This is a genomic window from Brucella pseudogrignonensis, assembly GCF_002252525.1.
Lineage (GTDB): Bacteria > Pseudomonadota > Alphaproteobacteria > Rhizobiales > Rhizobiaceae > Brucella > Brucella pseudogrignonensis.
This window is the reverse complement of sequence record NZ_NNRM01000018.1, coordinates 83,142-96,192: the sequence shown is the minus strand read 5'-3', so window position 1 is coordinate 96,192 and position 13,051 is coordinate 83,142. Positions and strand designations below refer to the sequence as shown.

Genomic DNA, 13,051 nt, shown 5'->3' with positions numbered 1-13,051 from the left:
CGCTTCGCACTTTTGCTGGAAATGCTACAATTTATGCGGCAATTATGGAATGAATTGCTCGTTATGCTCAAGCCCTGAAAGACGCCTTTGCATCGTCGAGCTGGCGAATTCTGGAAAATAGGGCTTCACGATCTGATAGGTGACGCTCGAATAATGCGATGAATATCGTATTATCGGCAATGTGCGGCAAAGGAGCCGACTGAGCGCGGCGCAGACTTTCATTTGCAGTCTGTTTTGCTATTTCAACGGCAGCCAGCAACGACGCGATTGTTCCTCGTGCCTGTGCGCCTTCGCCGTAGCCTGATGATGAAGAGTGTTGATAATCGGACTGAGTTTGCATCGTAATCACATCTCCTATCAATAGCGTTCACGAATAACGATTTGGTGGTCATTGTAGTCTCTCTCAAGCGGCGAAAACGAGGCACAGCAGGCTAATTGCCTTTAGCTATGTAAAATTTCAGCCCTTTGAAAAACACGATGGCTGGAAAAACCACCCTCGCCTGTGCGCTAAAACAACAGTGGCGGCCAGAGCCGCCACTGCATCGATTACGCAAATCTTGAATGAAGTTTAGAATGAACGCTGGAAGCGAACTACGCCCTGCCAGGCATCCTGACCTTTCAGGATCGAGTTCTTGTCATCCCACTTGGTGTAGGAAATCTGAGGCGTGATGGTGAAGCCAGGAACCAATTGATAAGCAACGTTTGCACTGGCTGCGAAAGTTTCCGCATCCTCATAGGCCAGCTGAACGTTGAAGACCGCTTTGTTGGTAGCCTTGAATTTAGCTCCACCCCAAACGGCCCAATCACCGCCCCATGTTCCGTAGAAGCTATCAATCACACGAACGCCACGATAAGTGCTGCTGCCACCATCGTGAACAACGGCACCGCTTGCATCGTAATGAACGTAATGATCGTCGTTCGACTTGTATGCACCCTGCACCCAGACCGAGAAGCGGTCGGTTACATTAACATCAAGGCGAACCTTTCCGGCCCACTCTTCGTTGACAGCATCATAAGCTGCAACGCCTGCAATCGAACCCCAGCTCTGCGGATATTTCAAACCAGCAACGACGTGTGGTGTGTAGTCATCAATCACGCCATTCCAATCGACATCGACGTTGTTACCCTGTTCAAGAGAGATAATGGCCGAAAAGCCATTGCCGCCCTTGAAAGTGTAGCTGATCTGATTGGTACGATAACCACCAGCACTGATAACGTCGTCATTCAACACGTCACCGAAATATCCGGTGAATGTGTAGAATGCCGTGTCATCGAGGCCCACGCGCAGACCGCCAAGCTGGATGAACGCACGGTTGAGCGTCGTTCCGGCATCCACACCATTACCGAAATTGAATCGGGTTTCAGTAAAGGTCGAAAGCGTACCAAGCTCCGTTTCGGAAGCCGTCGATGTGCGTAATGTGAAACGCGTATTATTCGTCCAGGTATCATAGGACTTACCACGCGGGCTCAGATTATAAGCACTTCCATCAGGAGCACGGCTGATGCCTGCACCACGATAATAGACGTTATCGCCTCCCCTCAGGTCGTAACGAACATAACCATGGATACGCAGGCAGGTTTCCGTTCCCGGAATGTAGAAATAGCCTGCTCCGTAAGCATCACAGACACGCACATATTCTACAGCCTCTGGCTCCGGCGCTACAATTGCATCGGCTGCATTTGCGTGTGTCACCCCAAGAACAGCAAATGCCGAACCAATTACAGTGTTTTTCAGAATCATAATTATCCCCACTAACAATAAACAAAATCGTTCTATTTCAGAGGGATAATTCGATTAAGGCAATTATATCTAATTATTGTAAAATATATGACAAATAATATTTTATATAATAACATTCAGAATTGATATAATCACACAACTCAACAAAATTATATTCTATTGTTTCAACAAAAAGAACTGATATAAATTATACAATACTGACTACTCGCTCAATATTTTCTTTTTAACTCAATTATGATCGAACCAACCCCTAATCCGCTATGACTGGTTCTTGAAACAGTGACAAATAGCGCTCTCCGCTGTCAGGCAACACGGCAACGATGGTCTTTCCTGCATTTTCCGGGCGCTTTGCAATTTGAAGGGCCGCAGCAATCGCAGCCCCGGAAGACGTACCAACCAGAAAGCCCTCTTCCCGTGCAACCGATAATGCGGCACGGCGCGCTTGCTCCGTCGTCACGGCAACGATTTCATCGACAATAGCCTTGTCGTAGTTTTCAGGCAGAATGGTCTCATCGATATCGGTGACTTTGTGAACACCTTCAATGGTTTCGGCTTTTGGATTATCGGCAGAAGGCACAGAATCTGCCGTCGGCTCCACCAGAATGATGCGAAGGGAAGATTTCTTTTCTTTCAGGTATTTTCCCGCCCCTGAAATGGTTCCGCCAGTGCCTACGGTACTGACCAAAATGTCCACTTCGCCATCCGTGTCTTGCCAGATTTCCGGGCCGGTCGTTTCAAAATGAATTGCCGGATTGGCAGGATTGGACCGCTGACCCGTATAGTAAGCGCCCGGATTTTCGCTGCGAATACGATCGAGCACCTTTTGCAGCGCTCCCGGTTCCAGCAGCTCGTCATTATCAATCAGCACGATTTCAGACCCGAACTGACGCAGGATATTGATTTTGTCTTCGCTGATCGTATCACGCAGATAAAACTTCGTCCGATAGCCCTTTGCGGCAGCAACAGCCGCAATACCAATGCCGGTATTTCCGCTCGTCAGATCTACCAGAAGATCACCCGGCTTAATCTTACCGGCACGCTCGGCATCCCGAATTATCCCCCATGCTGTGCGGTCTTTGATGCTGCCAGCGGGATTGAGATATTCGATTTTTGCGAGAAGCCGCACAGAAACGTCATTGCTTTTCTGAAGGCGTGAGAAAGCAACCAGAGGCGTATTGCCGACAAGCTCCGAAAAGCCATTGCGTATGTTACCCATGATCCACTCCCTCTTGCCAACAGGCATCAAAATTCAGCGTCTAATTTTCACCAACTGCCGAATTTTATTAAGAAAATTATTCACTTAGTTCACCCGGCACATAGATTTGCAATCCATTGCAGGAGGCCTCTTTGCATTTATATTCGCGTAGCAACGCTGCTCGGATCATCATGAATGATGTCCCCTATTCGATAGGCTGACCGGATTCGCACGAGCCTTGCTGATTGCTGTCTCAAGAATTGAAGGTTCTAACCTTTCATGCCCTGACCATCGAAAACGTATCCAGCCATTCTGATCTACGAGAAAGCTCGCTCCATCGGCAGTTGGTGTCAGAAGCTGAATAGCCACAGCCGCAGTCTGGTCGGAAACATCGCATTGTGCCGTGATGCCATTGCTATCGACAGCAAAGGCCTCAAGCTGTTCACCCTTAAGAAGAAGCAGCCAGAAATTGTCGGATTGCCGACCGACCTCATGCCGTCTAGCCCCGCAATAGATCGTAATCCGTGGGCTTGCAGCCGGGTAAACCGCACCATCAGGCGCAGGCATACTGATCGTTCGGGCAGACGCAATCGTGCGGATATAATCCACTAGCGACCACGCGGTTTTCGCATCCAACATTGTTTCAAAACCGGGCATGGACTGCCGACCGTCTTGCAACTCCTTGCCATGCATGATCGTCCAGAAGATTTCGCCGTCACTGCGATCCGCAAACAATGGTGCTGTCAGATCGGGCGGCCATACCGGATCGCCCGTTGCCTGCTCACCGCGTCCGCGCCCGTCATTGCCATGACAGGAGGCGCAATTACCTACGAAAGCCGCAGCGCCCCGCGCAATTGCGATGGACGTATAGGATGTGGGCGAGCGCAGAAAGCTTGCTTCATTAGCATCCTGAAGAAACAATCCGATGCGTGGTGGCTGGAACCAAACGAAACCGATAACTGCCGCGATAACAATAGCTTGCCATCGCCACTTAGGCAGCAAAAGGCACCCAATACCGATTAGAAATGCCAGCAGAAGTGGCTTAAAGCTCCGCCATGCGGCATCGACGAGAAACGCGTCACCCAGAATATTGTCGCGCAAACGATAGGCGAAAGGCCAGATGATGTCTTCATGAACGCCGGGCGGTTGTGTCGCGAGAAGTGACGCCGCGAGAAACACTACAAGACCAATTGTTCCTTCGACGATCAACGCATAACCAAGTCCACGCCCGCTGCTACCATCACGGCTCAGCCAGAAACGATTAAGTGCTGCAAGTGTCAGCATGGCTGCCAGAAGCGCGATCTTCACGATCATGATCCTGCCGTAAGTGGTACCAACCAGCCCCGGCAAACCACCTGTCAAAAGCCATCCTGCAATTGCGGCACCAACAACAAGAACTGCAACAAAAACAACGCCATATAGCGAAAATCGCTGTGCTGCCTGCAAACCTTCATCCCGCGAAACACGTAAGAGAAGATAGAGCGGAGGCAGCGAACCAAACCATAGCGCGCCGGCAATCACATGCGCAGAAACTGCCAGAGGTAGCCAGACAGTATCAGCTGCTGCGGCGTGCCCCATGCGTATCTGAAGACCAAGCGCCAAAACAGCGATCAAAAACAAAAGGATACGTATGGCTTGAGACTTTATCGCATACGGCAAAAGCAAAGCAGCAAGCACGATTGCCAATGCGCGCAGGCACGATGCAACACCGAAGCCTGTGCCTAAAAGTCCGCTTGGGAAAAAGGTAAATGCATCAGAAAAACTACTACCACCAGACAACAGTGAGAACTGAAGTGGTACCCATAGAACCAGTCCAAAAGCACTGATTGCCACAGAATAGACACAAAGTTGCCACCAGAATCTTAATCTTGCCGTCGGTTTGCCTTCGCTTTTTTCGGCTTTCATGAGAAAAATGCGAAAAAATAGCGCCCCTGCGAGCATTGCAAGGCCCGCAAGATTGAGGCATCGCACGAGCGCAATGACGATATCAATTCCAGTCATTGCGCCCGGCAACCTTAATTAGCAATCTTGAATTTGAACGCGCCTTCGGTGCGGTGCGTATCGACCGATGCAGCGCCCCACTCGACCGTATAAGTACCCGGCTTCAAAGCTGGCGGTGTGACCGAGAGCGTCTTTGTGTTGCCGTCAATATGTTCAGGCTTACTGGTTTCGATAGTCGCCCCGCTCTCATCCTTGAGGACAAGTTTGCTAAGGCCGAGTTCCAGCGCTTCGGTATATTCGATGGAAACAATGGCAGGCGTTTTATTGAGCACAGCGTCTTCGGCTGGCTCGGATTGTGCGAGATGCGCATGAGCATAAAGTTGCGTCATCGACCCCAATAATAGGGCCGCTGTAAGAATTGCTTTTTTGAACATTTTTCTTTCCTGATTTTACCAGTCGGCATCGAGCCCAAGATGCGCAAGCGCCTGCCTGCGCAGTTCCGCCAGTCGCGGATCGCCGCGATGGCGCGGATAGCTGAGATCCACTTTAAGTTCGGCTTCGATGCTTGCCGGGCGATTGCCAAAGATGATGACCCGTTGTGCAAGGAAAATCGCTTCCTCGACATCATGCGTGACGAGCAATGTGGTAAAGCCGTTGCGCTGCCAAAGATCGAGAAGCTCAGCCTGCATGGCAAGCCGCGTCAGGGAATCGAGTTTCCCCAATGGCTCGTCCAGAATGAGCAATTTCGGATCATTGACGAGCGCACGCGCTAAGGCCGCACGCTGCGCCATGCCGCCCGAAAGCTGACGCGGATAGGCATTGGCAAAAGCCGACAATCCCACCAGTTCAATTGCTTCATCGATGCGGTGTCCCTGAGTTTTAAGCACGCCACGCGCCTGAAGCCCCAAAGCCACATTGTCCCGCACCGTGCGCCATGGATAAAGTGTGGGGTCTTGGAAGACCACCACGCGCGACGGATTAGGACCGAGGATTTCCTCGCCATCGGCCAGAATCCGCCCTTCACTTGGCGGCTCCAGACCGGCAGCGAGCCGCAAAAGCGTACTCTTGCCGCAACCCGATGGACCCAGAATGGCAACAAATTCACCCGGTTGCACATCAAGCTCAATGTGGTTGAGAACTGGCAATGACTTGCCTTCAAGACCAAAACGGTGGCTTACATTCTCAACCTGAATATGGAAGCCACGGCTTTCATCAGCGGAGGCTGCAGGCGTTTGATTGAGGGCAGCATTCACCATTTCACATCCCCCTTCTGCCAAGTCAGAACGCGATCACGCACCGTAAAGAGCAGCGTAATCAGACCGGAAAACACAATCGCCATGATGATGAGCGCGCCATAGAGATTGTTATAGGCCGCCCAGCCTTGCGCCCATTGCAGATACCAGCCGAGACCGGACTTGACGCCCATCATTTCAGCGGCGACCAGCACCGAGAAAGATGCACCCAACCCCATGAAAAGACCGACAAAAACATGCGGCAATGCTGCAGGAATTGCGACACGCAGTATCAGGAACAACTGACTGGCGCCCAAAGTGCGGGCAACATCGTAATAGGCTTTATCGACACTCGCCACGCCCGACCATGTCAGAACCGTAAGCGGAAACCATGTTGCTAATGCTATTAGGAAGACCGCGGCTGAAAAGCCTGACGGGAAGAAATAGAATGCCATCGGCAGCAGTGCAGTCGAAGGAATTGGCCCCAGAAACCGCAACACCGGATGAACCCAATAGCCGATTGCCTGTACCCAGCCGATGGAAACACCGGTCAGAAAGCCAGCAATCGCACCAAGCACAAAACCCGAAGCCAGCAGCTTGAACGAGTTGTAGAGGCTGTCGAGCAGACGCGGCCAATCATCGAGATAGACTTCGAGCAGAGACGAAGGCGGCTGGAAAAACGGCACAGGGAGCCATGCAAACTTGGCCGTAAGCAATTCCCAAACACCAAAAAATACCGCCAGAGCCGTGAGCCATGGCGACCAGTAAACCAGCCTTTTGCCAAATGCCGGATAGACCGCAACCAATGCTGCACCGACTGCCAGAAGGATCGTCCAGCCGATGAACAAGCCATTGGTTTCACGAACATAAAGCGGCTCAGCAAAACCAACCACTACATTGGGAAGGAAGACGGAAATCGCACTGACGATAGCCCAGGCGATCACCGCCACGAACGGCCATAGCGAGCGACGAAGCGCGGAGGGCAGAGCCTCCCGCGCGTCATCCTTGGACGAGATATAGACTGTGTCAGGTGATGACATTGGCGACGATCTTTTCGGCAAATGCATCCGTATTGGTATTTAGCCGGATGACATTGATGATCTTGAGCTCATCCACGAACAGAGCGACATCCTTGCGCAAGGCATCACCCGTCGAATGATGGTCATGCGTGTGACTGCGCAGGATACGCGCCACGTCCGTTGCAGAGACATTGCCCGGAACGAAAGGCGCAAAGATTTCAGCGCTTTCATCTGGATGCGCTGCAGTCCAAGCCTGTGCTTCTACGATTGCACGCGACAAGGCGCTCGCAACTTCCGGCTCATCACGAACCAGACTTCCGCGCAGACCCAGCACACAGCAGGCAGAATTGACATACTGCCCATCAAGATTGGTCGCGACTTCCTTGAGACCATCACGCTCGCGCTGGAGGAAGGCGTGCGGATCATCGCCAGCCACAGCCTGCACTTCACCCTTCTTCAGGGCTTCCGCAAAGAGATCAGCCGGATATTGCAGCCATTCGATTTCGGTATCCGGATTGATGCCCTGCTTGGCCGCCTGAATGGCGAAGAAGTTGCGGATCGGGCTCGCCTGATCGCTAACGGCAACCTTTTTGCCTTTCAGATCAGCAATCGAATTGATGCCTGAATCGGGTGCTGCCAGTAGGCGCATACAGCCGCCATGCGTTCCGACAGTCAGCGATACGTCAAACCCCTGCTCCAATGGCTTAAGCCAGCGCAGCGCCATGCCGATGCCGCCATCTGCCTTGCCGGTGGCAATTGCCTGAAGCAACTGATCGGTTGGTCCAGAGAAATTGACCGGTTCGACAGTCAGGCCATATTTCTCAAACAAGCCTTTCTTGAGCGCGACCGAAATTGGCGACTGACACACAGCCGTCTGCCCCCAGGCCAGCTTGATCACTCTCGGAGAAGATGAGGTGCTTTGTGCGAATGCCTTGCGCACAAAGCCATCGGAGCCACCAATGGCTGCCGCACCAAGACCAACTGCGGATGCCCCCAGAAAAGCACGCCGAGATAGATAAGATTTCTTATTTTCGGAAGTCATGCAATCACCCTGCTTATAAAGAAAGATGATTGAACTTATTTATATAATTAAAATAATGTCAGGAATTGATATTTAAAATTATAAAGACAGTTGAAAATTATTTCTTTTAAATTTTGCCATAATTTCAAAAAAAGCAAAAGCCGAAGAATATATTCTTCGGCTTTTTATATTATCTATTTAAACTAAATTACAGCCCAAGCAATCGATAACCGCCGCCGTGATAAAGAAGCGGCTCACCGCCGCCGGTCACAATCTTCAGTGCCCGTCCGATAATGATAGCGTGGGTATGGCGCTCAATAACGTCCTCAACCGCACAATCGACCGAAGCCAACGCGCCATGCAACGCCAGCGCGCCGCTTTCGAGAGCGTACCAAGCAGCGCCCTCATATCGGGCAGCGCCCTTCACGCCATCTTTTCCTGCAAAACGGTCCGCAATAGCCTGCTGACCAGCAGACAGAATGTTTACGCAGAAATGGTTGTGCCGGCTGATCACCGGCCAGACCGACGAACCACGGTTGATGTTCACGATGATTGTTGGAGGATCGACAGACAGTGCCGTCGCTGACGTCACCGTTGCGCCCGTGCGTCCTTCGTCAAACCCTGCTGTAACAACGCTTACCCCACCCGCTAGCTGTCGCATAGCGGCCTTGAGTTCACCCGGAGAAACCTCGATATCTACAGGCTCTTCAACATACTGCGGAATACTCTCGCGGAGATATGTTACCGTTGATCCCATGTCTGTTTATTACTCCAGATTTATCAATCCGCCACACGGTAGCAGCGCTTGACAGATTGGCCGAGAATGCGCTTTCTATATTCGACTGATTTTGTAGAAAATTAGAACCAGCAACGGCGCAATTACGCGCCACTGCTTATTGTTCTTGGCGGTTAAGCTGATAAGCCGAGATTATCTTTCAATGTTTCTCCGGCATAATCGCTGCGGAACACGCCTTTGTCCTGAAGGATCGGTACAACCTTTTCAACGAATTCGTCGAAGCCTCCAGGCGTAAGATGCGGCGCAAACACGAACCCATCGGCTGCATCAGCCTGCACATAGGCATTGATTTCGTCCGCTATCGTCTGCGGCGTGCCAACAAACTGCTGACGCGCTGTAACCTTAATAATCAGGTCACGGATGCTAAGCTTGTCACGTTCAGCGAGCTCGCGCCATGCACGCGCCGTATCAATGCGGTCATCATAACGATTGGCGCGCCCGAGAGCCAATTGCTCGTGTGCAACATCCGGCTCCAGTTCCGGAAGCGGTCCATCCGGATCATAGTTTGAAAGATCCCGGTTCCATACCTGCTCCAAAAACGTAATGGCAGATTTCGGGCTGACCTGCTGCAGACGGATTTCGCGCAGTTTTTCTTCCGCATCTTCTTGCGTATCGCCCAACACGAAATTGGCGCCCGGCAGGATTTTCAGCGAATCCGGACTGCGCCCATAATGAGCCAAACGCTGCTTCACATCGCGATAAAACTCCTGCCCCGCTTCCAGTGTACCATGGCGGGAATAGATGACATCGGCGTGGCTTGCGGCAAGCTCGCGCCCTTCCTGCGAGTCGCCAGCCTGCGCAATAACGGGCGCGCCTTGCGGTAGCGGTGCCGGATCTGAGTGACCAGCAATGTCAAAATGCTTGCCCTTGAAAGCAAAATCACCTCCAGCCCAGATTTTTTGCGCGGCATCAAGAAATTCGCGCGCACGCTCATAGCGTTCCTTGAAGGGCAGATGATCGCCTCGCCGGAAATTCGCGCCAGTAAATGCCCCCGGTGACGTCACCACATTCCAGCCTGCACGCCCGCCGGAGAGAGTGTCAAAAGTCGCAAGCTGCCGCGCAAGCGCATAGGGTTCGTTGAATGTGGTTGTTAGCGTACCGATAAGGCCCACATTCTCTGTAATCGCAGAGAGTGCGGTGAGAATAGCCAGCGTATTGGGCCGACCAGCAACATCAAATTCGTGAAGCTTTCCCTTTTGCTCGCGCACGCGCAAGCCTTCCGCAAGAAAGATGAAATCAAACTTGCCGCGCTCGACCGTTTCAGCAAAATGCCTGAACGAAGAAAACTCGATCTGGCTACCCGCTGCCGGATCGCTCCATACGGTGAAATTGTTGACGCCCGGAAACTGCGCTCCGAGAATAACCTGCTTCAGCTTTGTCATTTTCCCGGTTCCTTCGCTCAAGCGGCTGTTGAATAACGATTGATTGCTTCAGGCAAACCAAACCGCGCCCGCAGCGTGGTGCCCTCGCCGTTGTGAACAAGCTTGCGAGCCTGCAATGCGGGCAGCAGTTCTTTGAGAACGAAGTCGCTTTGCGATTGCGGATCAGACAAGAGCAACCTTATGCCCGAAGCGCCCCATGCTTGGTTCTCAATAACGGCATCAATCGTTTCCTGAACACTTAGCTTGTCAGAAAGCGCGATGTCGGCGACGACAACCAGCGCTGCGCGATCATGCACGGATGAGCCAGCAGCCCTGATAAGCTGCTCATCCGCTGTAACAAAAGCCACATCCGCATTACGGGCGACATTCAGCTCATCAAGGTTTGAAAGTGTGGTGGCTACAATCGGCTGGCCCTGCAGTGGACGCGGGGTGATTGAAGGCCCAAGAATTCGGAAATTGTCGCTTTCAAAGTTGATGTAATGCAGTTTGGATGCATCAAGAAAACGTTGCGTTTTCTTATCGCGAATAACTGCATCATCTTCCCAGCTATCCCAAAGCCTGCGGATAACTTCAATTGCGTCTTGAGTGTCCGTTTTAAGCGCCTGTTGATCAAGCGAAGGATAACCATTCAACGCACCCAGCGCTTTGCTGGCTTCCAAATTGCGCTGTTTTGTGAGCTGCTGCACAAGCAATCCAGCACGCCCTTCGCTGACATAATCAAGCGTCGCAATGGCTGTTGAAACGTGAAAAGGTTCCAGAAAATTGACTGGCGCACCAGCGATGATACCAATATTGGTGAGACGCAGTGCAAGCCAGTTTGCCAGCAAGATGGCATCCAGCCCATCGCCGCCCTTGTCTGCGAACTCATCTTCCAGTGTCAGAAATGCAAATGCACCATCGAACGGTTTTGTCAGCTCGGTCCAGAACTGCCGCGATTGCTTGAGGCTCGTTTGAGGTGCGGTTGCGGCGCTGATACCCACGCCTAAGAGCAGGGTTTTAGACTGCGTCATGATTGTATTCCGATCGTCATTGAATGGATTGGATAACTAGCCAGCGCGAACGACGCTCAGCTCTGGCTTGCTTGCGCCCGAGGCAGGAAGAAGCCGCGCAAAGTCTGTGAGAATTTGCGCATAATCCTCGGCGTGAAATTCGTAAGGCAGCTCCAGCCGAAACTCGGAGACAAGCGGGAGAACAGGATCGGCTGCTAAAGTTTCCAGAATTTGCTCTGTCGTGCCCACAATATCGGGCAGAAACAAAGTGCGGCGCGGACCATGGGCGAAACCCGTTCGCTTGTCGCGTTCGGCGGCGAATTCCGCATAGCGACGGCGCGCATCGGGGCTTGCGCTGTCCGTGGGTAGGATCACCCGGCCAAGTGCGACACGCGGCGCACGCTCATGCACCCATTCCTGACGGAACCGTTCTATGAGAGCTTTTTGGGCTATCAGAAAATCGTCCGTGTTCTCACCGCTGACAATGTTTCCCGTCAGAAGATTAAACCCAGCCTGCCCCGCCCAACGTGCTGAATTCTGTGATCCACCGCCATACCACAGGCGGTCGGTCAGCCCTTTGGCAAAGGGTCTTAAACGCGGGATTTGCGCTCCAGCGGCATTGCCTGCTTCGGTCTCGCCCGAAAGTGGCTCTGACCGCAGGGCCTGTGCCAGTTTTTCTGCACGCGCATGACTGTAATCAGCGATGGGAGCAGCATCGACGAAATCTGCGATAAGATGCGCAAAAGGCGGCGCACCAACTGAAACGCCAACATTCAGCCTGCCGTTCGACAGCAGGTCCACAGTTGCAAGATCTTCGGCCAGCCGGAATGGGTTTTCATAACCAAGCTGGATGACCGCAGTGCCAAGACCGATGCGTTTTGTTCGCTGCGAAGCGGCAGCGAGGAAGGTAGCAGCAGATGAAATGCCGCGTTCCAGATGGCGCTGGCGCACCCATGCGCTGTCATATCCCAATTGCTCCCCATGTTCGAAAAGCTGAAGCGTATCCTCTAAACCCCGTGCGGGATCATTCTCGTGATGACTGCCGGGAATGAGAAAGGCGAAATGTTCGATATGTGAAAGGGGCATGGCTTGTTTCCCTTCTCACGCAGCGGTTTCGCGATAGCTTTGAAGTCGCGCAAGAATCTTTGCTTCCTGCACCGCCTTACGTTCCAGCACGCGCTGCGTTGCCTCTTCAAATGAGGCCGATGCGGGATAGAGCGGCGAAGAGATTTGCTGGCCTAGCTTGGAGCCAATGTGCTTTTCAAAAGGCAGCGACCGATATTGCTGAACATCTAAAGATGTGTCGAAGAGCGGGCGATAGCCGAGCGAAATGTAAAGCGCTGTAGCCTCGGGTTGGCGAAAACCCGTCGAGAGATAGGCCCGCGTGTAACCTAGTTCACCGGCACTTTCTTCAAGCGCCAAAACGATACGGCGCGCCAGTCCCTGCCTACGCAAATGCGATGCCGTCCAGATACGCTTGAGTTCGACGGTTTCATCGTCGTGGCTCATATAGGCACCCCCGGCAATGGTTTCCCCATCGCGCTGAATCAGCAGGAAACCGCCGAGCGGCGCCGCAAATGCCTCTGTGGGATAGCGCAGAATTTCTGTGCGTGCGCCGCCCGGTCGGTCCAGATTCGCATAACGGCTGTCATATTCATGAACCAGACCGTCAATAAGCGGCTGTGCCGCCGGGTCCAAAAGAGAAGACTGGACAATAATATCAACCATAGAAAGC

Annotated in this window: 13 protein-coding genes; all 13 read right to left on the bottom strand. The window is 52.5% G+C overall.

Annotated elements, in window-relative coordinates; translation table 11 throughout:
* Window positions 1-67 precede the first annotated feature (67 nt).
* A complete protein-coding gene (locus tag CEV34_RS10860; RefSeq protein ID WP_007879030.1) occupies window positions 68-340 on the bottom strand; it encodes a hypothetical protein in 273 nt (90 codons plus the stop codon).
* A 228-nt stretch (window positions 341-568) separates the two neighbouring features.
* Window positions 569-1,741, bottom strand: coding sequence for a porin (locus CEV34_RS10855; RefSeq protein WP_094543627.1), 1,173 nt, complete (start codon window positions 1,739-1,741; stop codon window positions 569-571).
* A 250-nt stretch (window positions 1,742-1,991) separates the two neighbouring features.
* Window positions 1,992-2,957, bottom strand: coding sequence for a PLP-dependent cysteine synthase family protein (locus tag CEV34_RS10850; RefSeq protein WP_007879022.1), 966 nt, complete (start codon window positions 2,955-2,957; stop codon window positions 1,992-1,994).
* A 168-nt stretch (window positions 2,958-3,125) separates the two neighbouring features.
* The gene (locus CEV34_RS10845) at window positions 3,126-4,937 is read right to left on the bottom strand and encodes a CopD family protein (protein ID WP_094543626.1); all 1,812 of its coding nucleotides are present in this window, start codon (window positions 4,935-4,937) and stop codon (window positions 3,126-3,128) included.
* Between the two features lie 14 nt (window positions 4,938-4,951).
* On the bottom strand, window positions 4,952-5,311 hold the full coding sequence (locus CEV34_RS10840) for a copper resistance CopC family protein (protein ID WP_007879018.1): 360 nt from the start codon (window positions 5,309-5,311) through the stop codon (window positions 4,952-4,954).
* A gap of 15 nt (window positions 5,312-5,326) precedes the next feature.
* A complete protein-coding gene (locus CEV34_RS10835; RefSeq protein WP_007879017.1) occupies window positions 5,327-6,133 on the bottom strand; it encodes an ABC transporter ATP-binding protein in 807 nt (268 codons plus the stop codon).
* Window positions 6,127-7,149: an ABC transporter permease gene (locus CEV34_RS10830; protein ID WP_007879016.1), complete on the bottom strand. Its 1,023-nt coding sequence runs from the start codon at window positions 7,147-7,149 to the stop codon at window positions 6,127-6,129. Before CEV34_RS10830 ends, CEV34_RS10835 begins: the two co-directional genes overlap by 7 nt.
* Entirely contained in the window at window positions 7,136-8,170 is a 1,035-nt protein-coding gene (locus CEV34_RS10825) for an ABC transporter substrate-binding protein (protein WP_094543625.1), read from the bottom strand. Before CEV34_RS10825 ends, CEV34_RS10830 begins: the two co-directional genes overlap by 14 nt.
* Before the next feature lie 187 nt (window positions 8,171-8,357).
* Window positions 8,358-8,906 (bottom strand): flavin reductase family protein, encoded by a 549-nt coding sequence (locus CEV34_RS10820; RefSeq protein ID WP_007879012.1) that lies wholly within the window; start codon window positions 8,904-8,906, stop codon window positions 8,358-8,360.
* Window positions 8,907-9,058: 152 nt separating this feature from the next.
* Window positions 9,059-10,327: an LLM class flavin-dependent oxidoreductase gene (locus CEV34_RS10815; RefSeq protein WP_007879009.1), complete on the bottom strand. Its 1,269-nt coding sequence runs from the start codon at window positions 10,325-10,327 to the stop codon at window positions 9,059-9,061.
* 17 nt (window positions 10,328-10,344) lie between these two features.
* Window positions 10,345-11,337 (bottom strand): LLM class flavin-dependent oxidoreductase, encoded by a 993-nt coding sequence (locus CEV34_RS10810; RefSeq protein ID WP_007879007.1) that lies wholly within the window; start codon window positions 11,335-11,337, stop codon window positions 10,345-10,347.
* Between the two features lie 36 nt (window positions 11,338-11,373).
* A complete protein-coding gene (locus CEV34_RS10805) occupies window positions 11,374-12,402 on the bottom strand; it encodes an LLM class flavin-dependent oxidoreductase (RefSeq protein ID WP_007879006.1) in 1,029 nt (342 codons plus the stop codon).
* A gap of 15 nt (window positions 12,403-12,417) precedes the next feature.
* Window positions 12,418-13,044, bottom strand: a complete 627-nt coding sequence (locus CEV34_RS10800; RefSeq protein WP_094543623.1) for a GNAT family N-acetyltransferase — start codon at window positions 13,042-13,044, stop codon at window positions 12,418-12,420.
* Window positions 13,045-13,051: the final 7 nt, after the last annotated feature.